The sequence below is a fragment of the Rhodoferax sp. GW822-FHT04A08 genome (assembly GCF_058801025.1).
Genome location: NZ_JBXAMW010000002.1, coordinates 29048 through 54996, shown reverse-complemented (window position 1 = coordinate 54996; position 25949 = coordinate 29048). Strand labels below are relative to the sequence as shown.

Below are 25949 nucleotides of genomic sequence, written 5' to 3'. Positions count from 1 at the left end.
CCAAAACAAAACCCCGCAGAGCGCTAGCCCTGCGGGGTTTTGTTCATGCGGCTGAGTGAAACAGGTCCACTCAGGTAAGGAGCAATTACATGCCCATGCCGCCCATGCCGCCCATACCACCCATATCACCACCGCCCATGCCGCCGCCAGCAGCGGATTCGGACTTGGGAGTCTCGGCAACCATGCATTCGGTTGTGAGCATCAGGGAAGCCACGGATGCAGCGTTCTGCAGAGCAGTACGTGTCACCTTGGTGGGGTCCAGAATACCCATTTCGATCATGTCGCCGTAGGTGTCGTTGGCAGCGTTGAAGCCGTAGTTGCCCTTGCCAGCCATCACAGCGTTCACCACCACAGAAGCTTCACCGCCTGCGTTGTAAACGATTTCGCGCAGAGGAGCTTCGATAGCCTTCAGCACCAGGGCAATGCCGTGGTCTTGGTCAGCGTTGTCACCCTTGATGGTGCCGGCAGCTTGCTTGGCGCGCAACAGAGCCACGCCACCGCCAGCCACGATGCCTTCTTCCACAGCAGCGCGGGTAGCGTGCAGGGCGTCTTCCACGCGGGCTTTCTTTTCCTTCATTTCGACTTCGGTGGCAGCGCCAACCTTGATCACGGCAACACCGCCGGCCAGCTTGGCCACGCGCTCTTGCAGTTTTTCACGGTCGTAGTCGCTGGTAGCTTCTTCGATTTGCACGCGCACTTGCTTGACGCGGGCTTCGATGTCAGCAGCGGCGCCAGCGCCGTCGATGATGATGGTGTTTTCCTTGCCCACTTCGATGCGCTTGGCGGAACCCAGGTCAGCCAGAGTCACCTTTTCCAGGGTCAGGCCGATTTCTTCTGCGATCACCTTGCCACCGGTCAGGATGGCGATGTCTTCCAGCATGGCCTTGCGACGGTCGCCGAAGCCAGGAGCCTTCACAGCCACAACCTTCAGGATGCCGCGGATGGTGTTGACCACCAGAGTTGCCAGGGCTTCGCCTTCGACATCTTCAGCAATGATCAGCAGGGGGCGGCCAGCCTTTGCAACTTGCTCCAGGGTGGGCAGCAGGTCACGGATGTTGCTGATCTTCTTGTCGAACAGCAGCACAAAGGGGTTGTCCAGAATCGCAGATTGCTTTTCGGGGTTGTTGATGAAGTAGGGAGACAGGTAGCCGCGGTCGAATTGCATGCCTTCAACGACGTCGAGTTCGTTTTGCAGGCTCTTGCCGTCTTCCACGGTGATCACGCCTTCCTTGCCGACCTTGTCCATTGCGCTGGCAATGATGTCACCAATGGAAACATCGCTGTTGGCGGAGATGGAGCCAACCTGGGCGATTTCCTTGGAGGTGGTGGTGGGCTTGGAAGCCTTCTTCAGCTCGGCGATCAGGGCTTCCACAGCCTTGTCGATACCGCGCTTCAGGTCCATGGGGTTCATGCCGGCGGCCACATATTTCATGCCTTCGCGCACGATGGCTTGCGCCAGCACGGTAGCGGTAGTGGTGCCGTCACCAGCGTTGTCAGAAGTCTTGGAAGCAACTTCTTTGACCATCTGTGCGCCCATGTTCTGCAGCTTGTCCTTGAGTTCGATTTCCTTGGCCACGGACACACCGTCCTTGGTCACGGTGGGGGCGCCGAAAGAGCGCTCCAGAACTACGTTACGGCCTTTGGGGCCCAGTGTCACCTTGACTGCGTTAGCCAGGATGTTCACGCCTTCAACCATGCGTGCGCGGGCTTCGCCGCCGAAAATTACGTCTTTTGCTGCCATGTGATTTCTCCGAATTCAGTAAATTAAAAAAGTAAGTAACGAGGGTACTTTTGGCTGCGGCCCGGGGCTACGCCCCTTAACTTTGCTGCGCAAAGTTAGCCTGCGCCGAAAGTAAATTGCTGCGCAATTTACTTTTCAACCACAGCGAAGAGGTCGTCTTCCTTCATCACCAGCAGTTCGTCGCCGTCCACCTTGACGGTCTGGCCGCTGTACTTGCCGAACAGAACGCGGTCACCAATCTTGACAGTCAGGGCAGCGAGTTCGCCCTTGTCATTGCGCTTGCCGGGACCAACAGCCAGCACTTCGCCTTGATCAGGCTTTTCAGCAGCGTTATCGGGGATGACGATGCCGGAGGCAGTTTTGGTTTCGCTTTCAACGCGTTTGACAATCACGCGGTCGGCCAATGGGCGCAGTTTCATGAGGAATCTCCTTGGTTTTGAAACAGAGGTCAATGCAAAGTGCCAACGCCAAAGCGTCAGCACCCAGGTTGTTTTCAGTCGGCAATGTTAGCACTCGCCTGACTTGAGTGCTAATCATACGGGTTTTTTGGTCGTTTTCAAGGGCTGGTCAGCCCGACCTTGGTCGAAATACCGGACTGCGAAAGGCGCACCAGCAGCGCAGCAAATGAGGCACCTGCGGCCAAAAAGGTCACCGCTACCCATCCCCACTGAGCCAGCAACGTGCTGCCCAGGGCGGCACCAGTGGCCATTCCAACGAACATACCAACCATCAGCACGGCATTCAGTCGGCTACGGGCGGCGGGTTCAATGCCGTACACAATGGTCTGGTGTGCGATCAGCGCTGCCTGTACGCCCAGATCGAATGTGACCGCACAAACCACCAACAGCACCAACTGCGCATGGCTTGATAGCCAAGGCGCCATGGCCATGGCCACAAAGGACAACATCACCAAGCCTGCACCCAAACGGGTCACCAACTCCGGTCCACGCTTGTCAGCCAGTCGTCCGGCCAGCGGGGCGGCCAGTGCACCTGAAGCGCCAGCCAAACCGAAAGCTCCTGCGGCCGAACTGCCCAGATGGAAAGGCTCCGAGTGCAACATGACCGCCAGCGTGGACCAGAATGCGCTAAAGGCTACCGACAGCAAACCCTGGGCCAATGCAGCCCGGCGCAGGGCGGGGTAGCGGCGCCATAGATTGCCCAATGAACCCAACAAGGCAGCGTAGGGTAGGGATGTCGTTGGTTTGAAATGGGGCAGTCCCCGCATGGCCGCCACGCCAATGGCGGCAACGCTGGCCGCCGCCGCAAAGAACATGGTGCGCCAGCTGAAGTGCTCCGCCACAAAGCCGCTCACTACCCGGGATAGCAAGATGCCCAGGAGCAACCCGGTCATGACGGTGCCCACCACCCGTCCCCGATACGCCACGGGCGCCAGCGTGGCAGCGGCAGGAACGATGTCCTGTGCCATGGTTGCAGTGATTCCAATTGCCAGGCTGGCAACGAGCAATACTTGTATGGACGGTGCCAGGGCAGCCAGCAAAAGGGCCAGCACCAAAAGCGCAGCCTTGCCCAGAATGATGCTGCGGCGGTCAAACCGGTCGCCCAGCGGCGCCAGAAGAAAAAGTCCCAGGGCGTAACCCAGTTGGGTCAGCGTGGGTACCCAGCCGATGGCGCGGGTTGATGCGCTGAGTTCATCGCCGAGTACGCCCAGCATGGGCTGGCTGTAATACAGAGAGGCCACACTGAGCCCCGCCCCGGTGGCCAGTAGCAGTACCAGCGTTGCAGGAAGCTCGGTTTCAGGCGCTGGTTGTGTACCGTTGCCAGGCGCTGGGTCTTTATTGAAATTCGATGGTTGCATAACCGACATGTGTCTTTTCCTTCAGGATATTTGGAGCATGGCTGCATTGTGAAAGCCAAGAAGGAAAGGTGGTAGTAGGTTGCCAAGCATATTTGTTATACATTGAACGCATGAAAACGAGTGGCAAATTTCCTACTGACCGTATAGGTACCAAGACATCGGGTCCCATGGCCGCAGGCGCTGCAGACGCAGACATGAGCATGCTGCTCATGGGTACTTTTGTGCGCATTGTGGAGGCTGGCAGCCTGTCGGCAGCTGCTGCGCAGATGAACGCCACGCAGCCTACGGTCAGTCGCCGCTTGCAGGCGCTGGAGCGGCATCTGGGCGTGCGTCTGCTGCAGCGCTCCACACACGGCATGCGGCTGACGGTTGACGGCGAGCGCTGTTTCGAGCGAGCCAAGGAGCTGCTGGCAAGCTGGGCTGCTTTTGAGGCCGACCTGCGCGGAACGCAAAAGGAACCCCAGGGCAAATTGCGCGTGGCAGTCCCCCACGCCTTCGGACAGGAGAAATTTGTGCTGCCCCTGGCCCGCTTCTTGAAGGAGTGCCCGCAAGTCACCGTGGAATGGCTGTTGCGGGACGACGTGCAGGACTACATCGGCTCAGGTATTGATTGCGCGGTCCAGGTGGGAGAACCCAAGGATCCGGCGGTGGTGGCTATCAAGATGTCCGAGGTGCCGCGCTTCGTCGTTGCGGCGCCCTCCGTGCTGGATGATGCGCTGCCGGCCGAGGTTGGGGATCTGGCGCATCTACCCTGGCTGGCTCTGGGGACTTATTACCGCAACGAGGTGGTGCTCAGGCATAACGTGACGGGGGAGGTCCGGCAGGTTCCTATTCGTCCCCGCTTCACCACGGACAACCTCTACGCCTTGCGCAGCGCGGCGTTGTTGGGACTGGGGGTCTGCGTCGGCTCTGCGTGGCTGCTCGCCGACGATATCGCGCAAGGCCGCCTGCTGCACCTGATGCCGCAGTGGCAGGCGGCACCGTTGCCGGTCTACCTGACCTATCCGCATGCGCAGTTCTATCCGTCGCGACTACAGCGCTTTGTTTCCATCATGCGCGATGCAGTGCCGATGGCCGTCCAGAGTTGACGCAGGACCCGTCTGCAACCTGTAGAGATGTCTCGAGAAATCAAGGGTTAACCCTTAGAATCCACCTCTTGCCCGCACAGGGAGCCTCTTCTGAAAGCCTGGATACTGCATGATCGTACGAGACCGACCGACCGGGCTTGACCTGTTTCTTCTGATGCGCGGTTCCATACTGCCGCGCATCAGCAAAATCCTGATTTTCAATATCGCACTGGCAACCGCGGTCACGGTGACCCATGGCATGTTCTTTCAATTCAAGGTCACGCTGTCGCCCATTCCCTTTTCACTCATGGGATTGCCGTTGGCCATCTTCCTGGGCTTTCGCAATACCGCTGCCTATGACCGCTATTGGGAAGCGCGCAAACTGTGGGGAGAGTTGCTGCTGCGCTGTCGCAATCTGTCGCGCCAGTGCCTCTACCTCGTGGATGCACCCGCACCTGGTCAGGAAGATTTGCGCCCACGCATGCTGTACCGGGCGGTGGCGTTCTGCCATGCCTTGCGTCTGCAATTGCGGGGCACGCCGTCGGGCGCCGAAGTCCAGGCATTTGTCAGCCTGCAGGAGTGGGCCGATGTGGCCAAGGCCAGCAATCACAGTGCGGCCTTGATGATGCGCATGGGGGCGGACCTTGGTGCACTGCGCCGCGCCGGGCTGGCAGACCCGCAGGTGGTTGCCCAGATAGACAGCACCCTGTCAGCCATGACCAACGCTGCTGCTTCGTGCGAACGTATCAACAGCACTCCGGTGCCGTTTTCCTACACGCTACTGTTGCACCGAACGGCCTATGCTTATTGCCTGCTGTTGCCCTTTGGCCTAGTTGATACGCTGACATTCATGACCCCGGTAGTGGTTGCCATCGTCGCATACACTTTTTTCGGACTCGATGCACTGGGCGATGAAATTGAGGAGCCTTTCGGAAGCTCTCCGAACGACCTGCCGCTGGACGCCATTTGCCGAAGCATCGAAATCACTGTCCGGGAAGCGCTTGGTGAGGAAGAAATTCCACCTCCGCTGTTGCCGGTGGACTATTGCCTGATGTAAGTCCTGCGCACCGACAGCGCACGGAACCCTAACCTTGGAATCGTTATGTTGATTGCTCTTATCTTTATCGCGGGCGCCTGGGCTGGCTTGCAAAACTCGTTGGCCGGAGGTGGCTCATTCGTCACACTGCCTATGCTAATCATTTCTGGCATGTCGCCGCTGGCGGCCAACATTACATCGACGGTTGCACTCTTTCCAGGACAAGTGACCTCAGGCCTGGCAGGACGGGCGCTGGTAACCGGTGCAGGCAAGCTTTCCTTTCGTGCGCTATTTGGCATCAGTATCCTGGGTGGGGCGCTGGGCGGCCTGCTTCTGCTCAACACGCCTTCCAGCGTATTTGCCCGACTGGTTCCCTGGTTGGTGCTGTTTGCCACAACCGTATTCGCCTGGGGAAGTCTCTTTCGCAGGACCGGCAGAGGCTCTGCACATCTGGGCACGGTGGGGGCCGGTATTGCGCAGTTCTGCATTGCCATTTATGGCGGCTACTTCGGCGGCGGAATTGGCATTCTCATGATGGCCGCGCTGACCATGGCGGGCTTGCCCACCCGCAATGCGGGTGCAACCAAGAACGCATTGGCCAGCGTCATGAATGCTTCAGCCGTCTTGCTGTTCATCACCTCGCCCCAGGTGCATTGGCTGGAAGCCGTGGTGCTGGGCTCAGGCGCCATATTGGGTGGACTCATGGGGTCCTGGGCGTTGCACCGGGTCAATGAAAAGGTGCTGCGCGTGGCCATTGTCTGCATTGGTGTGGTGTTGACCATCGGTCTGTTTATGAAGCCAATTTAGGCTGAGTCGCTTCCGCTTGCAACGCTCTCCAGCAGCGTTGCTGCGGCTTCAAAATCGAAATTTTGCAATGCAGTCTCAAATGTTTCGAAGCTGTCCTCCATGCAGCTCTTGAGTGTTTGTCTGTACATCTCCAGTACTTCCAGTGCGTAAGGGTCGTTGCTCTTTACGAGGTGCTCCAGGTCCTGCATCAGCTCCGTGGCTTGTTCCTGTGGCAGAACGGCTTGATCTTGTGGACGCTGCACTTCTTCCGGCATGGGCGGCAGAGCCCGATTCACGGACGCGATCAGCGCTGAGAGTTGCTGTGTCGTTGCATGCAGTGACAGCTCGAATTCGTGGGACTCCACATTGCCTTTGCCCAGCAATGTCTCCAGCTCGGCAGTTGCCTCGTACAAATCCACGGCACCCAGATAGCCCGCTTGGCCTTTGAGGGTATGGACCTGTCGCTCCGCGATGGCAACGCGCTGGGATTGCAGCGAAAGGCGGATCTCGTCCATGGCACGGCTCTGGGTGGAGGCGAATGTTCTCAGCGTCTTGAGATACAGGCCCTGGTTTTGACCCATGAGCGCCACGCCACGCTCGATGTCCAGCCCGGCAATGCGCAGCGGCAATTCAATAGGCGGCAGGTCCGAATCCGGCATGGAATCCGTTGATGGGGCTGGCTTGCTGGTCTGACCCAAACCTTCCCGCGGTGCAATCCAGCGCAACAGGCTTTGCCACAGCTGCGCAGGCAGGATGGGTTTGGTGACAAAGTCATTCATGCCGGCCGCAAGGCAGCGATTGCGGTCCGCCTGCATGGCACTGGCGGTCATGGCCACAATGGGCAACTCCTGGGCACTGTGCCGCTGGCGCAGGTGCTGCGAGGCCGTGACGCCGTCCATCACGGGCATTTGCATATCCATGAGCACCAGGTCGTAGGGCCTTTGTAGTTCCACACTTTCTTCCACGCGGTCAAGGGCAGCACGACCGTCTGCGGCCATATCCACTTCAAAGTCAGCATCGGTCAACAATTCGATTGCCACTTGTTGATTGAGTACGTTGTCTTCCACCAGCAGGATGCGGGCACCGCGCACGGCCCGCAATGCAGCTTCGAGTTCGTTCCCCTTCTTGATGACGCTGGAGTGCTGCAGTCTGATCGACGGTACAGCGTTGCCCGTGAGCTGCATCATGGTGTCCACTAACGTGGAGCCATTCACTGGTTTGGCAAGAACGTACTCCACACCCAGCAGCTCGGCGCTCTTGACCAGCTCCTGGCGCCTGTACGCTGTAACCATGAGGATGAAAGGAAGCTGCTGAAGTTGCAACGCCTTGATGGCACGAATGGTTTCCAGCCCATCCATCCCAGGCATAAGCCAATCCATCAACACGTAATCAAACGGCTGACCTATGGAGTGGGCGGTCTTGATCATCTGCAATGCAGATTCACCGCTGTCAGCATGACGCGTAGCAGTTGAGTCGGAACTGGCGATGAAAGTCCGGCTCCGCAGACGCAGAAGTCGGTCAGGACCCATGAATATCCATTAAGCTGGTTTTACATTGGTCCAACGTGCCAAGACCTCTAATGCAGTCATTGCGTTTTCAGGGAAGCACTCCATGCACAGTTTGATATCCATCCGTTTGTCGAGACCTACTCCGAATTCGTGGCGGTTGTTGATTGGTCTGTGCCTTTTTATTTGTTTGCAGATTCCTCTGAAGTCTGGTGCGGCAGAGAAGCCCCGCATGCTGTGGATGGTGCAGGACGTTCCGCCCGGATTCATATTGGTCAATGGCAAACCCACCGAAGGTATTTTTGACAAGGTCATCCAACTGGTGACAGATGATTGGCCTGAAGTGGAGCACGACTTTGTTGAGGTGACCATCCCGCGCGGTCTGGCCAATTTGTCGGGTGGTGTGGAATCGTGCTTTGCCGGAGTGCTCATGACCCCCGAGCGTGAGACATTTGCGTATTACTCGCTGATGTATCAGCTTGTGCCGCTTCAGTTGATCGTGCGTCCCGAAGCCATCTCCAGGATCCCAATGAATGCCCGTGGAGAGGTATTGCTGGAGTCTCTGTTGGGCAGGGCTGACGTGCGTGGAATCATCGAGCCGCAAAGAAGCTATGGACCACTCGCTGACGCCTATTTGAGGCGGCGTGGTCCTACGCCGGGCATCAGCAATGCGATTCGATCCGACTCGGGAGCCAGCACCCTCAAGATGCTGATGCTCAACAGGGCGGATTACACCTTGGAATACGACTTCATCCTGGCGTACCAGCAGGCCCGCAGCCCCGAGTTGAAAGCCTCAGGTCTACGGGCGCTGCCCATCGCCGGCTCCACCGGACCGCTGGTTGGTTTTGCTTGTCCGCGTACCGATTGGGGACGACGGGTCATCAAGAAGATTGATGCGTTGATGGTCAGGAATTCCAGGCGACCGGAATATCTCAATTCGCAAAACAGATGGCTCACACGCGAGACTGTCAAGCATTACAAGGCGTCGCAAGATGCTTTCTTTCGTCAGCGCACCAAGCCGACTGATCTCGCCAAATATGCGCAGTAGCGGTGAGGCGGTTGGTCGTACTGGAGCGGACGGAGAGTCTTAAGGCTTGCCAAACATCGGCGACAGGATGGTGGGTAGCGCCTGCTCCAGCTTGTCGGGATAGTCCAGACTGAAATGCAAGCCGCGGCTTTCATGCCGCAGCCGTGCGGATTGCACGATCAGGTCAGCCACCTGCAGCAAATTGCGCAACTCCAGCAAGTCGCGGCTCACATGGAAGTTGGCGTAGTACTCCTGGATTTCGGAGTGCAGCAGTGCAATACGGTGTGCCGCGCGCTCCAGCCGCTTGTTGGTGCGTACGATGCCCACGTAGTCCCACATGAAGCGGCGCAGCTCGTCCCAGTTGTGCGAAATCACCACTGCCTCATTGGCGTCGGTCACCTGGCTGTCGTCCCAGGCGGGCAGGGCGCCGGGCTGGGGCAGTGCAGACTGCGCAATGGCCTGGGTTGCCGAGCGCGCAAACACCATGCATTCGACCAGGGAGTTGCTGGCCAGCCGGTTGGCGCCGTGCAGACCGGTGCAGGCGGTCTCGCCAATGGCGTACAGGCCCTGGAGGTCGGTGCGCCCCGACAGGTCGGTGATCACGCCGCCGCAGGTGTAGTGCGCCGCAGGCACCACCGGGATCGGTTGGGTGCTGATGTCTATGCCCAGTTGGGCGCAGCGCTCCAGGATGTTGGGGAAATGTTCCTGCAGGAATGCGCGGCCCTTGTGGGTGATGTCCAGATAGACGCAGTCCAGCCCGTGCTTCTTCATCTCGTAATCAATGGCGCGGGCCACTACGTCACGCGGCGCGAGTTCCGCACGCGGGTCGTGTGCGGGCATGAAGCGTTCCCCATTGGGTAGGCGCAGCAGTCCGCCTTCGCCCCGCACCGCCTCGCTGATGAGGAAGGACTTGGCCTCGGGGTGGTACAGGCAGGTGGGGTGGAACTGGATGAACTCCATGTTCTGCACGCGGCAACCCGCGCGCCAGGCGGACGCAATGCCGTCGCCAGTGGCGGTGTCGGGGTTGGTGGTGTAGAGATAGACCTTGCCCGCGCCGCCCGTGGCCAGGATGGTGTGCGGTGCGCTGAAGGTGTCCACCATGTCCCGCACACCGTCCAGCGCATACAGCCCCGCACACTGCTGGCCGGTTTTGCCCATCTTCTGATGGGTGATCAGGTCCACCAGCATGTGGTGGTTGAACACGGTGATGTTGTCGGCTTGCAAGACCTTCTGGATCAGCGTCTTCTGCACGGCGGCGCCGGTGGCATCGGTCACATGCACGATGCGTCTTTCGCTGTGCCCACCTTCACGGGTCAGGTGCAGGGCGCCGTCTTCTTCGGTAAACGGCACGCCCAGCTCCATCAACCAGCGGATGGATTGCGGTGCGTTCTCCACCACGAACTGGGTCGCCTCCACGTCACACAACCCCGCACCTGCGGTGAGCGTATCGCTCACATGTGCGTCAAAGCTGTCGGTGTCCGCCATGACGGCGGCGATGCCGCCCTGGGCCCAGGCACTGGCGCCCTCGTTGAGTTCGCCCTTGGTGATCAGGGCCACGCGCAGGTGACTGGGCAACTGCAGTGCGGCGCTCAGGCCGGCCAGACCGCTGCCGACGATCAGCACGTCAAAGGAATGGTGTTTCATGAAATGCCTTGCGCTTCAGGCAGCGCCGATGTTGGGGACCAAGCCTGCTGCGGCTTGTGGGTTCGCCTTGTTTGCGGTGAAGTCCAGCATGCGGTCAATGCACTTGCGTGCCTGCAGCCCCAAGGCTGGATCGACTGCGATGTGGTTGCTGTTGCTCTCCAGTACCTGGGCCAGCCCTTGCAGGCTGTTCATGGCCATCCAGGGGCAATGTGCGCAGCTCTTGCAAGTGGCACTGTTGCCAGCGGTAGGCGCTTCGATGAACACCTTGTCCGGGTTGAGCGTGCGCAGTTTGTGCATCAGGCCGTTGTCGGTGGCCACGATGAATTCACGGGCATCCATTTCGCGCGCTGCCTTGAGAATGCCGGAGGTGGAGCCGATGGCATCCGCCAGCGCCAGCACCGAGGCCGGGCTCTCTGGATGGGCCAGTATTTTTGCCTGCGGATGCGCCGCCTTGAGGCCTTCGAGCTCGAAGGCCTTGAACTCGTCATGCACGATGCATGAGCCATTCCACATCACCATGTCGGCGCCGGTCTCGCGCTGGATGTAGGCGCCCAGATGCCGGTCCGGCGCCCACAGAATCTTTTTGCCCTGTGCCTTGAGGTGCCTGACGACATCCAGTGCGCAGCCGGACGTCACCATCCAATCGGCGCGTGCCTTTACAGCGGCACTGGTGTTGGCGTACACCACCACGGTGCGGTCTGGGTGTTGGTCGCAAAATGCGCTGAACTGCTCCACTGGGCAGCCCAGGTCCAGCGAGCAGGTGGCCTCCATTTCCGGAACGATGATGGTCTTCTCGGGCGAGAGGATCTTGGCCGTCTCACCCATGAAGCGCACGCCGGCAACCACCAGCGTGCGGGCCTTGTGGTCGCGCCCGAAGCGTGCCATCTCCAGCGAGTCGCTCACGATGCCGCCGGTCTGTTCGGCCAGGTCCTGCAGGTCCGGGTGTACGTAGTAGTGTGACACCAGCACCGCGTCACGTGCGCGCAGCAGCTCGGCGATGTGGGCCATCAGTGCCTTGCGCTCGGCGGCACTGGGCTCTACCGGAACGCGGGCCCAGGCGTGCTGGATATTGGTGGTGCCTGAAACGGCGGCTACCGAGAAGTCGGGGATTTCATAGGCCACGCTCAGTGGCTGGCCAATCGTTGGGGTGCTCATGGTGCGCCTCAGAGTGCGTCAAAGCGCATGGAATAGTCGGTAGCCCGAACGTCCTTGGTCAGCGCGCCGATCGAGATGCGGTCCACACCGGTCTCTGCCAGTTCGCGCAGGCCCTCTAGCGTGACACCGCCGGAAATCTCCAGAATGGCAGGACCGATCTTGCGTGGTGCGCCCAGCGTGCGATTCATCTCCACCGCTGCACGCAGGGTGGGCAGGTTCATGTTGTCGAGCAACACCATGGTGGCGTCGTGCTTCAGCGCTTCACGCAATTGGTCCAGGGTTTCTACTTCGATCTGGATGAAGGCGGCGCCTGCCGAATGCCCCTTGGCCTTGGCCAGCACCTGGGCTACACCGCCGGCTGCGGCGATGTGGTTTTCCTTGATCAGGATGGCGTCGAACAGGCCGATGCGGTGGTTGGCACCTCCGCCTATGCGCACGGCGTACTTCTGTGCCAGCCGCAGGCCCGGCAGGGTCTTGCGGGTGTCCACGATCTGCGTACCGGTGCCTTGCACGGCGGCCACGTACTGTGCTGTTTTGGTGGCCACGGCGCTGAGCATCTGCAGGAAGTTGAGGGCCGTGCGCTCTGCCGTGAGCAAGGCGCGGGCCGAGCCCTCCATTTCGAGCACGGTCTGGTTGGCGCTGCATCGCTGGCCTTCTTCCAGATGCATGGTCAGGTGCACCTTGGGGTCCAGAGCGGTCAGGGCAGCCTTGACCCAGGGCAATCCGCACACTACGGCATCTTCGCGGGCGATGATGCGGGCGCGGGCGGTTTTGGCGCGGTCTATCAGATTGGCAGTCAGGTCGCCATGGCCCACGTCTTCCGCGAGGGCCATTTCGACGTCATGCCGGGCAAGTTCTGCGACTTGCCTGGTGTCCAACGGGATGATTTCGGTTTTCATAGGCGCGCAGCATAACGCCATTGGCGCCGCGCAGCGCGCCGGGGGCATCGGATCAGTAGGTGTAGACGCCCCGTCCGGTCTTGCGGCCCAGGTGGCCGGCAGCCACCATTTCCTTCAGCAAAGGGCAAGGGCGGTACTTGCTGTCGCCGAATTCATTGAGGTAGACCTCCATCACCGCCAGGCACACGTCCAGACCAATCATGTCGGCCAGCGCCAGCGGGCCTATGGGCTGGTTGCAGCCCAGCTTCATGCCGGCGTCAATGTCTTCGGCAGTGGCCAGTCCTTCAGACAGCACAAAGAAGGCCTCGTTGATCATGGGCACCAGGATGCGGTTGACCACAAAGCCCGGCGCATTCTTCACCGTGATGGGCGACTTGCCCAATGCCTGCGCCAGAGCCTGCACGGCTGCGTGGGTGGCATCGCTGGTCTGCAGGCCGCGGATGATCTCCACCAGGGCCATGAGCGGCACCGGGTTGAAGAAGTGCATGCCGATGAATCGGTCTGGCCGGCCAGTGACGGCGGCCAGCTTGGTGATGGATATGGACGAGGTGTTGGAGGCGATGATCACCTCGGCGCCGACCAGCGCGTCAATCTGCTTGAGGATCTTGACCTTGAGGTCGTAGTTCTCAGTGGCAGCCTCGATCACCAACTGGGCACTCTTGAGGTCGTCGTACTGGGTGCTGATCTTGATGCGGCTCAAGGCGGCATCGCGCTGCTCGGGGGTGAGTTTTTCCTTCTTGATCAGGCGCTCCAGGCTGGAGCTGATGGTGGCCAGGCCTTTGCTGACCGCCGCATCCGAAATATCCACCATCACGACGTTGATGCCCGACACGGCGCAGGCCTGCGCAATGCCATTACCCATGGTGCCCGCACCGATGATGCCAACCGTGTTAATGCTCATGTTCAAAACTCCAGGTAAAAGTGGGAAAAGTCTGACCAAAGTTTAATCACTGGACCACCGCCTGGGCCGCTGAAATCGCAGGAACTTGCTTTGGCGCAGTAAATGCGCTGCCCGCAGCTGCCAGCATGGTCAGAACGATCGCCAGCCATTGCAGTGCGCTCAAATGTTCTCCCAGCACCAGCAGGCCCAGCAGCGCCGCCACGGCCGGCTCCATGCTGGTCATGATGCCAAAGGCGCTCTTGGGCAGGCGTTTAAGGGCAACCATCTCCAGTGAAATGGGAATGGCGCTGGACACGGCAGCCACGCCCACGCCGTAGAGCAGCAGTTGCGGCTGCAGCAGCGCGGCGCCCGCGTTCCACACCCCAATGGGCACCACCACCAGCGCCGCGACGCTCAGACCCAAAGCCACCGACTGGCCCGCATGCAAATGCCCCAGGCGCTTGCCGAACACAATGTAGGCACCCCACAGCACAGCGGCGCCCAGCGCAAACAGCACGCCCACCGGGTCCAGCGGCGCGGTACCCGGGTTCCACGGCAGCAGCAGCGCCAGACCGCAAACCGCCAGCAGCAGCCACAGGAAATCCACCGGCCTGCGCGACGCGTACATGGCCACGCACAAGGGGCCGCTGAACTCGATCGCCACGGCCAGCCCGAAGGGAATGGTCCGCAGCGACATGTAGAACATCAGGTTCATCAGCCCCAGCGCCACGCCGTAGCGCAGCACGGCCTTGGCATCGGCGCGTGCGAGTTTCCAGCGCCAGGGGCGCCAGAGCATCAGCAGCAACAACGCGGAGAAGCCCACGCGCAGCGCGGTGGTACCCAAGGAACCCACGAGGGGGAAAAGCTGTTTGGCAAACGAAGTGCCAATACCCAGAGCAGTGACGGAACCCAGCACGGCCAACAGCGGCACCAGGTTTCCAAAGCGGCGAAAAGTCATGAACGATAAAGCAGAGCCTGCGCAATGCGCAAAGCCCGGATCATCGCCGATGTGGCAAGCGCGCGGGCGACAGCATGGCAGCGTCCAGCCCGCAGGCTTTCAGATGCGCAGGCAGATCCAGCCCGCGCGCCAGTGCAGCGCAGGCCTCGCCCATGGCGGGTGAGGTCATGACGCCATAGCCGCCCTGGGCAGCGACCCAGAAGAAGCCCGGTGCCTGGGGATCAAACCCGCCCACCAGATCGCCATCGGCCACAAACGACCGCAGGCCGGCCCAGGTGCGGCTGGGGCGGCGGATTTGCATGGTGGTGATGGCCTCGATGGCATACATCGCCATGGCAATGTCCAGTTCTTCAGGTTGCACGTCCTGAGGCTCCACCGGATCGACGTTGGCAGGGGAGCCCAGCAGCAGTCCGGCGTCGGGCTTGAAGTACCAGTCTTCGCGGATGCCAAAGACCATGGGCCAGTGCCGCGTGGGCACGCCTTCGGGCGGTGCAAACAGCAGGGCCGAACGGCGGCAGGGCTGCAAGCCTATGGGCTGCACCTGGGCCAACTGCGCGATCTGGTCGGCCCAGGCGCCAGCGGCGTTGATCACCACTGCGGCCTGGTAATGCCTGCCACCGGCCTGAACCAGCCACAACCCGTTTCGCTGCTGCAGCGCAGTCACTTCTGCGTTGCAGACCAGCTTGCCACCGGCACGCGTCAGGCCGCGCAGATAGCCCTGATGTAGCGCATCCACATCCATGTCTTGGGCGTCGGGGTCCAATACCGCTCCCAGGATTTTTTCGGGGCGCAGCACCGGCACCAGGGCGCAGGCTTGCTCTGCGCTCAGCAGCTCTGCGCGCGGCGTAATGCTGCGCAGGCGGTCCCAGCACTGCTGCAAATCGACTTGCTGATCGTGTTCGGCAACCGTCAGCGCGCCGCGTGGCGCCAGCAGAGGCACCTCGCAAAATCCGCTGGGCGGGGCTTGCAGAAAGGCCAGGCTGGCGTGGGCCAGCCGGTTCACCTGCGGGGTGCCGTAGGCTTCCTCAAACAACGCGGCCGAGCGGCCGGTGGAGTGGTAGCCGGGCTGCGACTCGCGCTCCAGTACCACCACCTGGCCGTGGGGTGCCAGCCAATAGGCAACCGATGCGCCCGCAATGCCGCCACCAATGACCAGGTAGTCGCAGTGAATGGGGGCTTCGGCCGTCATCGTGCTGCCTGTTGCGCCAGGCCTTGGGCGCGCAGGCTGTCGAGCGTGGCGCTGGGGGTGATGGCCTGCGGGTCTATCAGGCAATGCAGCAGCGCAGGTTTGCCACTCTGGCGGGCACGCTCCAGCGCCGGGGCAAACTGCTCGGTGCGCTCCACCCGCTCACCGTGCGCGCCATAGGCAAACGCCAGTGCGCAAAAGTCGGGGTTTTGCAGCTCGGTGGCGTACACGCGCGCTGGGTAGTTGCGCTCCTGGTGCATGCGGATGGTGCCGTACATGCCGTTGTCCAGCAGGATGATGATCACCGGCAGCCCGTACTGCACCGCGGTGGCCAGCTCCTGACCGTGCATCATGAAGTCGCCGTCGCCGGCAAAGCAGACCACGGTGCGCTCTGGGTAGAGCCGTTGTGCGCCCACGGCCGCGGGCAAACCGTAGCCCATGCTGCCGCTGGTGGGCGCCAGCTGCGTGCCGTACTGGCGAAAGCGCCAGAAGCGGTGCAACCAGATGGCAAAGTTGCCCGCACCGTTGCACAGGATCACATCCTGCGGCAACACCTCTCGCAGGTGCGCCATGACCGGCCCCATCTGTAGCGCGCCCGGGTGCGTGCGATCATTCACATCGCTCCAGGCCAGGTAGTCGGCGTGTATGGCTTTTGTCCATGCCGACCACACGGGCGTTGCCGGCGGCGAAAGGCGGGCCAGCTCCTGCGCAAAGCCCTGGGGTGACGCCGTAATGGCCAGGTCCGCTTGGTACACATGGTTGAGCTCGTCCGGGTCCGGGTACACGTGCACCAGGGTCTGCTGCGGCACCGGGATGCCCAGCAGCGTGTAGCTTTGCGAGGGCACTTCCGACATGCGTCCGCCCAGCAGCACGATCAGGTCGGCCTCTTGCAGGCGCGCCAGCAGTTTGGGGTTGATGCCCAGACCGATGTCACCGGCGTAGCAGGCGTGTTCGCCGGCAAACAGCATCTGGCGCCTAAACGAGCAGCCCACCGGCAGCTGCCAGGCTGCGGCGAAGTCGGCCACCTGCTGCGCCGCTTCTGCCGACCAGCGGCTACCGCCCAGCACCAGCATGGGTTTCTGGGCCTGCGCCAGCAGCTGGGCAAATTGCTGCAGCTGCGCAGCGCTGGGGTTGGCTTCAATGGTGGCAAAGGCGCGCGGTGCACGCGTTGCCTGTGGCAGTTCCGCCAGTTCGGTGAGCATGTCTTCCGGCAGGGCGATCACCACCGGCCCGGGGCGGCCCGAAGTGGCGATATGGAAGGCGCGCGACACCAGCTCGGGGATGCGGGCCACGTCGTCGATCTCGGTGACCCACTTCGCCAGCTTGCCGAACACGCCGCGGTAGTCCACTTCCTGAAAGGCTTCGCGCTCGCGCATGCCGCGCTCGATCTGGCCCACGAACAGAATCATGGGCGTGGCGTCCTGCATGGCGATGTGGATGCCGGCCGATGCATTGGTGGCACCCGGTCCGCGGGTCACCATGCAGATGCCGGGCTGGCCGGTCAGCTTGCCATGGGCTTCGGCCATCATGGCCGCACCACCTTCCTGGCGGCACACGGTCACCGCGATGGAGGGCGCATCGTGCAGCGCATCCAGCACCGCCAGGTAGCTTTCACCGGGGACGCAGAAGACATGGGCCACGCCATGGGTTTGCAGTTGTTGCACCAGCAGCTGGCCGCCGCTCAGGGTTGTTGTCATGGATGCGTTCCTCGTCAGACCACGTTGATTTCGTACAAAGGCTGGTTCTTCAGCACACGTTCCCAGCCAAAGGCCTGCAGGTCCAGCGTACGGTAGCCGCCATAGGTCACCAGTTCCGACAGCGCGCGCCCCACGGCGGGCGACTGCTGCATGCCATGCCCGCTGAAGCCGTTGGCAAACAGCAGATTGTCCACCTCCGGATGGGCGCCCAGGATCACGTTGTGGTCCAGTGTGTTCATGTCGTAATGGCCGGCCCAGCTGCGTTGCACCCGCAGGGCCTCCAGGGCACGCGCGCGCGCGGCCAGCGTGGGCCACAGCACCTCGTCAAACAGGGTGTGCTGCACGTCAAAGTCATAACACTCGGGGTCGTCTTCGGGCGCAGGCGCCACGCCACAGATGAAGCCTTTGCCCTCGGGGCGGAAGTAGGCGCCGCTGGGGTCTATCACCATGGGGCAGTTGTCCAGCTGGGCGCTGGTGGTGAAGTAAAACACGCTGCGTTTGCGCGCCTCTACCGGCAGGGCGATGCCCGCGCTGCGCGCCAGGGCCGCAGCGCCGGTTCCGGCCGTATTGATGACGGTGCCGCAGGCCACCGAGCTGCCGTCCGACAACGTGGCCGCCACGATGCGGTGGCCTTCGCGCTGCAAGGCCGTCACCTTGGCTTGGCGGTATTCCACGCCCAGCGCCATCGCCTTGCGCCGCAGTCCGCGCATCAGGCCATAGGCGTCCAGCCAGCCTTCGCCCGAAAGCCCGAGCGAGCCAGCCACCAGATCGTCCACCTGCATCCAGGGGTAGCGGGTGCGCAGCTCCTCGGGCGTGAGCAGCGCCACGTCCACGTTCTGCGCCTTCTGGATGCGGTGGTTGGACTGCAGCACTTCCCGCCCGGCTTCGGTGGCCAGGAACAGGTAGCCGTCTTCGTGGAACCCAACATCCGGCACGTCGTCATCGACCGCCAGGTAGTCGCCTATGTGCTTGAGGAAGTGACTGCCGAACTGCGACAGCTGGATGTTCTGCGGCGTGGAGAACTGGTGGCGTATGGACGCGGCAGACAGGGCGGTGGCGCATTTCTCATAGGAAAAATCCTGCTCCAACACCATCACCGAGCCCTTGAAGTCACTTTGTGAGGCCAGGAAATAGGCTGCCGCACTGCCCACAGCGGCGCCGCCGACGATCAAAACATCTACTTTTTGCATAAATTCGAAGAGTAATTTAAATTCGTGGAAAATATACACTATCGGAAACATTTGTGCATAATGGAAATGTGTAACACGAACGGAGAACCCTGAATGTCTGAAGTCAATACCCTGTTACCCCCCTTGATGCAGTCCCTGGGAGTGCCTGCGGACCAGTATGCCGGTGGCAGTCTGGCCGTGCATTCGCCCATTGACGGCAGCCTGTTGGGCGGGATCACACCGCATACGCCCGCGCAGGTCGGAGCCGTCATAGACACAGCCCAGGCAGCCTTCCTGGAGTGGCGCCAGGTGCCGGCGCCGGCGCGCGGTGAGCTGATCCGCCTGCTGGGTGACGAGCTGCGCGCCGCCAAGGCCGAACTGGGGCGGTTGGTGTCCCTGGAGGCCGGCAAGATCCTGTCCGAAGGCTTGGGTGAAGTGCAGGAAATGATCGACATCTGCGACTTTGCCCTGGGGCTGTCGCGCCAGTTGTACGGCCTGACCATCGCGTCCGAGCGTCCCGGCCACCGCATGATGGAAACCTGGCACCCCTTGGGCGTGGTGGGGGTCATCACTGCCTTCAACTTCCCGGTGGCGGTATGGTCCTGGAACACCGCCCTGGCCATCGTCTGCGGTAACGCCGTGGTGTGGAAACCGTCCGAAAAGACGCCTCTGACCGCACTGGCCTGCCAGGCCTTGTTCGGGCGGGCCCTGCAGCGTTACAGCGCCAACGGCGGCAAGGCACCGGCGGGCTTGTCGCAGGTGGTGGCCGGCTTGCGCGATGTGGGCCAGGCGCTGGTGGACAGCCCCAAGGTGGCGCTGATCTCCGCCACCGGCAGCACCCGCATGGGCCGCGAAGTGGGGCCGCGCGTGGCACAGCGTTTTGGCCGCAGCCTGTTGGAGCTGGGCGGCAACAACGCCGTCATCGTGGCGCCTTCGGCGGATCTGGACATGGCCGTGCGCGGCATCCTGTTTGCGGCCGTGGGTACCGCTGGCCAGCGCTGCACCAGCACGCGACGTCTGATCGTGCACGAGAGCGTGCGCGCCCAGCTGGTGGCCCAGCTCAAGAGTGCCTATGCCAAGCTGCCCATCGGTTCTCCGCTGGAGGCGGGAACCCTGGTGGGACCGCTGATCGACAAGGCCAGCTTCGACAACATGCAGACGGCCTTGAACCAGGCGCGGGAGCAGGGCGGACAGGTCACCGGTGGCGAGCGCGTGTTGCAACAGCAGTTCGCTGGCGGCTACTACGTGACGCCCGCCATCGTGGAAATGCCGGCACAGACTGCGGTGGTCTGCCACGAAACCTTTGCGCCCATCCTGTATGTGCTGTCCTACACCACGCTGGATGAAGCCATTGCCCTGCAGAACGCCGTGCCCCAGGGCCTGTCCTCGGCCATCTTCACCTTGAACCTGCGCGAGGCCGAGCAGTTCCTTTCCAGCAGTGGTTCGGACTGCGGTATTGCCAACGTGAACATCGGCACCTCTGGCGCCGAGATCGGCGGCGCCTTTGGTGGTGAAAAGGAAACCGGCGGCGGTCGCGAGTCGGGCTCGGACGCCTGGCGTGCCTACATGCGCCGCGCCACCAACACCATCAACTACTCCAACCAGTTGCCGCTGGCTCAGGGCGTGCGCTTCGACGTCTGAGGCTGGCCCCCGTCTTTGCTTCCCCCTGCCTAACCGCTCACTGGCAACGAGCATTCAACAACATGAGGTCTCAACGATGAAATTGCATATTCAGAAGTCCCTGGTGGGTGCATCGCTGCTCGCAGCGTTTGCCATGACGTCCGGCGCCTGGGCGCAGAACGTCAAGATTGCAGTGGCCGGCCCGATGACCGGAGGCGCTGCCTCCTATGGTGAGGAAATGAAGAAGGGCGCCCAGATGGCGGCCGACGACATCAATGCGGCGGGCGGCATCAATGGCAAGAAGATCGAGCTGGTGTTTGGTGACGATGCCTGCGAACCCAAGCAGGCGGTGGCCGTGGCCTCGCGCCTGATTGAAAAGGATAAGGTTGCAGCCGTGGTGGGCCACTTCTGCTCCTCCAGCACCATGCCTGCTTCCGAGGTGTATGCCGAGGCCGACATGCTGATGGTCACCCCTGCCTCCACCAACCCCAAGGTCACCGACCGCAAGCTGCCATCAATCATGCGCGTGTGCGGACGTGACGACCAGCAAGGCGTGATCGCTGCCAACTACATCGTCGACAAGCTCAAGGCCAAGCGCATTGCCATGGTCCATGACAAGGACACCTACGGCCAGGGCATTGTGGATGCCACCAAGGCGCAGCTGGGCAAGCGCGGCGTGAAGGAAGTGCTGTACGAAGGCCTGACCCGCGGCGAAAAGGACTTCAACGCCCTGGTCACCAAGATCAAATCCACCAACCCCGACCTGATCTATTTTGGCGGCTTGTCGGCCGAAGCCGGTACCTTGCTGCGCCAGATCCGCGAGCAGGGTCTGACCACCACCTTCATGTCTGCCGACGGCGCGGTGGATGCATCCTTTGCCACCGCGGCGGGCGGCAATGCGGCACTCAAGGGTGTGCTGATCACCTTTGGCGACGATCCGCGCGACAACCCCACTGGCAAGGCCGTGGTGCAAAAGTTCCGTGCCAGCGGCTTTGAGCCAGCTGGCTACACCATGTACACCTACATCGGCGTGCAGACTGTAGCTGCCGCCCTGAAGAATGCCAAGTCCAGCTCCGGCGCCGCCATGGCTGCCTGGCTCAAGGCCAACCCGGTAGACACCGTGCTCGGCAAGAAGGCCTGGGACGCCAACGGCGACCTGACGGTGGCCGACTACGTGGTCTACCAGTACAAGGATGACGGCACGTACGCCAAGGTAGCCAAGTAAGCAGCGGGGACCGGGTCATGGATCTGCACATACTGGCTCAGCAAATCATCAACGGACTGGTGCTGGGCATGATCTATGGCCTGATCGCCGTGGGCTACACCATGGTGTACGGCGTCATCGGCATGGTCAACTTTGCCCATGGCGACATCTACATGGTTTCGGCCTACATCACCGGCATCACCATGAGTGTGCTGGCATTCTTCCATGTCCATGCCATCGCGCCCACGCTGCTCATCACCCTGCTGGTGGTGATGGCGGTGACGGGCGTGTATGGCTGGGTGGTAGAGCGCACGGCCTATAGGCCCTTGCGCAACTCGACCAAACTGGCTCCGCTGATCTCTGCCATTGGCGTGTCACTGTTTTTGCAGGCTTATGTGCAGATCGCGCAAGGCCCCAATCCGCAGGGGATACGCCCGTTTCTGAGCGGCGCCTTTCGCGTAGCAGTGGGTAGCGGGGAACAGGATTTCTTCCAGGTGACCTATGTGCAAATGCTGATCGTCGTGGTGGCCATCCTGAGCATGGCGGCACTGGCCTACCTGATCAACCACACCAGCTTGGGCCGCGCCTGTCGCGCCACGCAGCAGGATGCGCGCATGGCGACTTTGCTGGGCATAGACACCAACCGGGTGATATCCATCGTGTTCGTGATCGGCGCCGTGTCGGCCAGCATTGCCGGGCTGCTGGTGACGCTGAACTACGGCTCATTTGATTTCAACGTTGGCTTTGTGGTGGGCGTGAAAGCCTTCACCGCAGCGGTGCTGGGCGGCATTGGTTCATTGCCCGGGGCGCTGCTGGGCGGCGTGTTGCTGGGCATGTTGGAGTCGGTCTTTTCCGGCTATGTCAGCACCGACTACAAGGACGTGTTTGCCTTCTCGGTGCTGATCATTGTTCTGATCTTCAAGCCCAGCGGATTGCTGGGACGCCCTGCGGTGGAAAAAGTATGAGCAACACCCTTGTTCGCACGGGCTCGGCGCCGGCTGGATCGGGCAACCGTTGGCAGCCCCTGGCACTTGACGGACTGTGCACCTTCCTGTTGGCCTGCGTGGTGTTCGGCCCGATCACCGGCCTGCAACTCAGCCCCGGCTTCGATTTTGTGGCCCATGCCCAGCGGCCAGTGTGGCTGGCAGGAATCGTTACGCTCGGGCGCGTGCTGTTCCTGGCGGTGCTGCAGACCGCCTGGGGCCAGGAGCGTTTGCGCCAGGCTGCCTTTGCCAACAGCCACGCCACCACGGTCGAGCGCGGTAGCGCGGTGCGGCGCTGGTTGCTCATCAGTGCGGTGGCGGCGGTGGTGGCCTTTGCCTTGCCGGTGGTGTTTGCGCAGAACAGCTATGTGATGAAGTCGCTGATCCTGGCCCTCATCTACGTCTTGCTGGGGCTGGGGCTCAACATCGTGGTGGGTCTGGCCGGACTGCTGGACCTGGGCTATGTGGCCTTCTATGCGGTGGGTGCGTACTTTCTGGCGCTGGGTTCGCTGCATCTGGGCCTGGGCTTCTGGAGCGCACTGGTGCTGTCGCCAATTCTGGCCGCAGCGGTAGGCGGCCTGCTGGGTTTTCCGGTGCTGCGCACGCATGGCGACTACCTGGCTATCGTCACCCTGGGCTTTGGCGAAATCATCCGCCTGGTGCTGACCAACTGGTTGGACTTCACCGGCGGCCCCAACGGCTTGTCAGTTCCGGCGCCCACGCTGTTTGGCATGGAGTTCTCGCGCATTGCCAAGCAGGGCGGGCAGCCCTTCCATACGGTGATGGGCTGGGACTACAACCCCAACACCAAGTTCATCTTTCTCTACACGGTGTTGCTGCTGGTGGTGGGTTTGATGATTGTCTGGGTCTACCGCTTGCGCAGCATGCCCATGGGCCGCGCCTGGGAGGCACTGCGGGAAGACGAGATTGCCTGCCGTTCGCTGGGCATCAACCCGGTCACGGTCAAGCTCTCGGCCTTCATGATGGGCGCCATGACAGGCGGCATGGCCGGCGTCTTCTTTGCCAGCTACCAGGGTTTTGTGAACCCGACCTCGTTCACTTTCTTTGAGTCGGCGCTGATCCTGGCCATTGTGGTGCTGGGCGGTCTGGGCTCCATCGTCGGCGTGATCGCCGCAGCCTTCATCCTGACGCTGCTGCCCGAGCTGCTGCGCGACTTTGCCGACTTCCGCATCCTGGCCTTCGGCACGTTGATGGTGCTGATGATGGTGTGGCGTCCGCGCGGGCTGATCCGCTCCCGCAGACCCTGCTACGCAGTGACGGGAGACAAGGCATGAGCGCGCCCGACAGCCTTCTGAAGGTGGAGTCGCTTGGCATGCGCTTCGGAGGCATCCAGGCGCTGGCGGACGTGAGTTTTGAAGTGGCGGCAGGCTCCATCACCGCCCTGATCGGCCCCAACGGGGCGGGCAAGACCACGGTGTTCAACTGCGTTACCGGTTTCTACCGGCCCAGCTCCGGGTACATCCGCATCACGCGGGAGGGACACGCGCAGGATCTGGCCGAGCTCACGGCTTCGCGTCTGAATGGGGGCTCGCACAACATCGCGCAGGCCGGCATAGCCCGCACCTTCCAGAACATCCGCCTGTTCAAGGACATGACGGTAATCGAGAACCTGCTGGTGGCCCAGCACCGGCGCCTGAACCGCAACATGCTGGCGGGGCTTTTCCATACCCGCAGCTACCGCCAGGCCCAGCAGCAGGCGCTGGACCGTGCGCTGGAGTGGCTGGACGTGGTGGACTTGCGAGACTGTGCCAACCGCCTGGCCGGCACACTGCCGTACGGCCACCAGCGCCGCGTGGAAATTGCCCGCGCCATGTGCACCCAGCCGCAACTGATCTGCCTGGACGAGCCCGCCGCCGGACTGAACCCGCGCGAGACCGAGGAATTGGCCTCACTCATTCAGCGCCTGCGCTACGACTATGCCGTGACCGTGTTCCTGATCGAGCACGACATGGGGCTGGTCATGGGCATCAGCGACCATATCGTGGTGCTGGACTACGGCCGGGTGATTGCCGCAGGCACCCCGGCTGTGATTGCCGAGTCGCCGGCGGTGATACAGGCCTATCTGGGCGTGGCCGAGGACGAAAGCACGGAGGCGGCGGCATGAGCCAGGCACTGCTGGAAATTGACGGGATTGACGTGTCGTATGGCGCCATCCAGGTGCTGCACGGTGTGTCGGTGCAGGTCCATGCCGGTGAGATCGTGACCCTGATCGGGGCCAACGGTGCGGGCAAATCCACCCTGTTGATGAGCCTGTATGGGACTCCTGGCGTGCGCGCCGGGCGCATCTGCTTTGATGGGGAAGACATTACCCATGTGGCGCCGCATTCCATTGCCAAGCGCGGGTTGGCGCAGGTGCCCGAAGGGCGGCGCATCTTTCCTGCCATGACGGTGGAGGAGAACTTGCTGATCGGCACCGTGGCCATAGGCCCGGCCCATGCCGACGAAGACCGCCAGGCCATGTTCAGCCTGTTTCCCCGCTTGAAGGAGCGGCGCAACCAGCGCGCCGGCACCATGTCCGGCGGCGAGCAGCAGATGCTAGCCATTGCCCGTGCGCTGATGAGCCGCCCCAAGATGATCCTGCTGGACGAGCCTTCGCTGGGCCTTGCACCCAAGATGATTGCCAATGTGTTCGCCGCGCTGCGCCAGATTGCCAAGGCCGGCAAGACCATCTTCCTGGTCGAGCAGAACGCCAACCAGGCACTGGCGCTGGCGCACCGTGGCTATGTGCTGGTCAATGGCCGGGTGCGCATGGAGGGAAGTGGTGCGGAATTACTCGCCAACGAGGAAGTGAAAAAGGTTTATTTGGGAGGGCACTGAGCCCGCGCAGGGCTTTTTTTACAATCAAGGCAGCATGCGGTCCGCGCCACCCCGGCGCCATGCCGGTGCTGCCACCGATTTGTACCATCCTTCCACCACCGAGACCCGACACATGAATGCCCCCTCAGCACCGAGCAGCGAAGTACTTCTTGGCCAGCGCATACGCGGCTTGCGCAGCCAGTTGGGCTGGACGCTGGACTCGGCTGCCAAGGCAACCGGATTGGCGCGCTCCACCATCTCCAAGATCGAAAACGGCCAGATGTCACCGACCTACGATGCGTTGATCAAACTGGCCCACGGCTTTGCCATCGATATCAGCGATCTGTTCGAGTCGCACGAGCCCGACCATGGCAGCGGGCGGCGCAGCATCACCCGCGCCGGTCAGGGGCAACCGCTCAACAACGCGTATTACCAGCACATGCTGTTGTGCAACGACCTGTCCCACAAGGTCATGACGCCGTTTCGCAGTGTGGTCACCGCACGCAGCTTCGACGACTTCGATGACTGGAGCCGCCATGAGGGCGAGGAACTGGTCTACATCCTGCAGGGCGAGGTCGAGATGTTCACCGAGTTCTATGAGCCCGAGCGCCTGCGCACCGGGGACTGTGCCTATCTGGACAGCCGCATGGGCCACCGCGTCATCAGCGTCAGTCCCGAGAACGCGGTGGTGCTGTGGGTCAGCACCACCAATCCGCGTACCACACCCAATATTCCATCCATCTGAATCCATTGTTACCG

At 61.9% G+C, this 25949-nt stretch carries 23 protein-coding genes; 11 read left to right on the top strand and 12 right to left on the bottom strand.

The window, feature by feature from the left end; genetic code table 11:
* Positions 1 to 85: 85 nt before the first annotated feature.
* The 3 genes from groL to AC1RMF_RS04805 form a co-directional block, all read right to left on the bottom strand.
* Positions 86 to 1741, bottom strand: a complete 1656-nt coding sequence (groL, locus tag AC1RMF_RS04815) for a chaperonin GroEL (protein WP_342616351.1) — start codon at positions 1739 to 1741, stop codon at positions 86 to 88.
* Between the two features lie 128 nt (positions 1742 to 1869).
* Positions 1870 to 2160 carry a co-chaperone GroES gene (gene groES / locus AC1RMF_RS04810; protein ID WP_342616352.1) on the bottom strand — a complete coding sequence of 97 codons (291 nt, stop codon included), beginning with the start codon at positions 2158 to 2160 and terminating at the stop codon, positions 1870 to 1872.
* A 137-nt stretch (positions 2161 to 2297) separates the two neighbouring features.
* A complete protein-coding gene (locus AC1RMF_RS04805; protein WP_493140026.1) occupies positions 2298 to 3566 on the bottom strand; it encodes an MFS transporter in 1269 nt (422 codons plus the stop codon).
* A gap of 185 nt (positions 3567 to 3751) precedes the next feature.
* Between AC1RMF_RS04805 and AC1RMF_RS04800 the strand changes: the two genes are divergently transcribed.
* The 3 genes from AC1RMF_RS04800 (at position 3752) to AC1RMF_RS04790 (ending at position 6467) form a co-directional block, all read left to right on the top strand.
* Positions 3752 to 4645 carry a LysR family transcriptional regulator gene (locus AC1RMF_RS04800; RefSeq protein ID WP_493140023.1) on the top strand — a complete coding sequence of 298 codons (894 nt, stop codon included), beginning with the start codon at positions 3752 to 3754 and terminating at the stop codon, positions 4643 to 4645.
* Positions 4646 to 4754: 109 nt separating this feature from the next.
* Positions 4755 to 5681 carry a bestrophin family protein gene (locus AC1RMF_RS04795; RefSeq protein WP_342616354.1) on the top strand — a complete coding sequence of 309 codons (927 nt, stop codon included), beginning with the start codon at positions 4755 to 4757 and terminating at the stop codon, positions 5679 to 5681.
* A gap of 48 nt (positions 5682 to 5729) precedes the next feature.
* Positions 5730 to 6467 carry a sulfite exporter TauE/SafE family protein gene (locus tag AC1RMF_RS04790; protein ID WP_493140781.1) on the top strand — a complete coding sequence of 246 codons (738 nt, stop codon included), beginning with the start codon at positions 5730 to 5732 and terminating at the stop codon, positions 6465 to 6467.
* Here the strand turns inward: AC1RMF_RS04790 and AC1RMF_RS04785 are convergent.
* On the bottom strand, positions 6464 to 7975 hold the full coding sequence (locus tag AC1RMF_RS04785) for a response regulator (RefSeq protein ID WP_493140020.1): 1512 nt from the start codon (positions 7973 to 7975) through the stop codon (positions 6464 to 6466). The two genes, AC1RMF_RS04790 and AC1RMF_RS04785, sit on opposite strands and share 4 nt — an antisense overlap.
* An 82-nt stretch (positions 7976 to 8057) precedes the next feature.
* Here AC1RMF_RS04785 and AC1RMF_RS04780 point away from each other — a divergent pair, with 82 nt between their 5' ends.
* The gene (locus AC1RMF_RS04780) at positions 8058 to 8999 is read left to right on the top strand and encodes a TIGR02285 family protein (RefSeq protein WP_493140018.1); all 942 of its coding nucleotides are present in this window, start codon (positions 8058 to 8060) and stop codon (positions 8997 to 8999) included.
* A 39-nt stretch (positions 9000 to 9038) separates the two neighbouring features.
* Here the strand turns inward: AC1RMF_RS04780 and nadB are convergent, their stop codons facing one another.
* Genes nadB through AC1RMF_RS04740 form a run of 8 tightly spaced genes read right to left on the bottom strand, consistent with a single transcriptional unit; the run spans position 9039 to position 18587 of the window.
* On the bottom strand, positions 9039 to 10622 hold the full coding sequence (gene nadB, locus AC1RMF_RS04775) for an L-aspartate oxidase (RefSeq protein WP_493140016.1): 1584 nt from the start codon (positions 10620 to 10622) through the stop codon (positions 9039 to 9041).
* A 15-nt stretch (positions 10623 to 10637) separates the two neighbouring features.
* Positions 10638 to 11777: a quinolinate synthase NadA gene (nadA, locus tag AC1RMF_RS04770; RefSeq protein WP_493140014.1), complete on the bottom strand. Its 1140-nt coding sequence runs from the start codon at positions 11775 to 11777 to the stop codon at positions 10638 to 10640.
* 8 nt (positions 11778 to 11785) lie between these two features.
* Positions 11786 to 12676 (bottom strand): carboxylating nicotinate-nucleotide diphosphorylase, encoded by an 891-nt coding sequence (gene nadC, locus AC1RMF_RS04765; protein WP_493140012.1) that lies wholly within the window; start codon positions 12674 to 12676, stop codon positions 11786 to 11788.
* A 52-nt stretch (positions 12677 to 12728) separates the two neighbouring features.
* Positions 12729 to 13577, bottom strand: coding sequence for a 3-hydroxybutyryl-CoA dehydrogenase (locus AC1RMF_RS04760; protein WP_342616360.1), 849 nt, complete (start codon positions 13575 to 13577; stop codon positions 12729 to 12731).
* Positions 13578 to 13623: 46 nt separating this feature from the next.
* Positions 13624 to 14514, bottom strand: coding sequence for an EamA family transporter (locus AC1RMF_RS04755; RefSeq protein ID WP_342616361.1), 891 nt, complete (start codon positions 14512 to 14514; stop codon positions 13624 to 13626).
* Between the two features lie 40 nt (positions 14515 to 14554).
* Positions 14555 to 15703 carry an NAD(P)/FAD-dependent oxidoreductase gene (locus AC1RMF_RS04750; RefSeq protein WP_493140010.1) on the bottom strand — a complete coding sequence of 383 codons (1149 nt, stop codon included), beginning with the start codon at positions 15701 to 15703 and terminating at the stop codon, positions 14555 to 14557.
* Positions 15700 to 17397, bottom strand: a complete 1698-nt coding sequence (locus tag AC1RMF_RS04745; protein WP_493140008.1) for a thiamine pyrophosphate-binding protein — start codon at positions 17395 to 17397, stop codon at positions 15700 to 15702. Before AC1RMF_RS04745 ends, AC1RMF_RS04750 begins: the two co-directional genes overlap by 4 nt.
* 14 nt (positions 17398 to 17411) lie before the next feature.
* On the bottom strand, positions 17412 to 18587 hold the full coding sequence (locus AC1RMF_RS04740; RefSeq protein WP_493140007.1) for an NAD(P)/FAD-dependent oxidoreductase: 1176 nt from the start codon (positions 18585 to 18587) through the stop codon (positions 17412 to 17414).
* Between the two features lie 93 nt (positions 18588 to 18680).
* On the opposite strand from AC1RMF_RS04740, the gene amaB reads away from it, so the two are divergent.
* From amaB to AC1RMF_RS04705, 7 genes are all read left to right on the top strand, one after another.
* On the top strand, positions 18681 to 20207 hold the full coding sequence (gene amaB, locus AC1RMF_RS04735) for an L-piperidine-6-carboxylate dehydrogenase (protein WP_493140005.1): 1527 nt from the start codon (positions 18681 to 18683) through the stop codon (positions 20205 to 20207).
* Between the two features lie 76 nt (positions 20208 to 20283).
* Positions 20284 to 21411 carry a branched-chain amino acid ABC transporter substrate-binding protein gene (locus AC1RMF_RS04730; protein ID WP_493140003.1) on the top strand — a complete coding sequence of 376 codons (1128 nt, stop codon included), beginning with the start codon at positions 20284 to 20286 and terminating at the stop codon, positions 21409 to 21411.
* Positions 21412 to 21428: 17 nt separating this feature from the next.
* A complete protein-coding gene (locus tag AC1RMF_RS04725) occupies positions 21429 to 22355 on the top strand; it encodes a branched-chain amino acid ABC transporter permease (RefSeq protein ID WP_493140001.1) in 927 nt (308 codons plus the stop codon).
* Positions 22352 to 23668, top strand: coding sequence for a high-affinity branched-chain amino acid ABC transporter permease LivM (gene livM / locus AC1RMF_RS04720; protein ID WP_493139999.1), 1317 nt, complete (start codon positions 22352 to 22354; stop codon positions 23666 to 23668). The genes AC1RMF_RS04725 and livM overlap by 4 nt, the downstream gene beginning before the upstream one ends.
* The gene (gene livG / locus AC1RMF_RS04715; RefSeq protein ID WP_493139997.1) at positions 23665 to 24498 is read left to right on the top strand and encodes a high-affinity branched-chain amino acid ABC transporter ATP-binding protein LivG; all 834 of its coding nucleotides are present in this window, start codon (positions 23665 to 23667) and stop codon (positions 24496 to 24498) included. Before livM ends, livG begins: the two co-directional genes overlap by 4 nt.
* An 8-nt stretch (positions 24499 to 24506) precedes the next feature.
* Entirely contained in the window at positions 24507 to 25211 is a 705-nt protein-coding gene (locus AC1RMF_RS04710; RefSeq protein WP_493140779.1) for an ABC transporter ATP-binding protein, read from the top strand.
* Between the two features lie 112 nt (positions 25212 to 25323).
* A complete protein-coding gene (locus tag AC1RMF_RS04705) occupies positions 25324 to 25935 on the top strand; it encodes a helix-turn-helix domain-containing protein (protein WP_342616369.1) in 612 nt (203 codons plus the stop codon).
* The last annotated feature ends 14 nt before the right edge of the window (positions 25936 to 25949 follow it).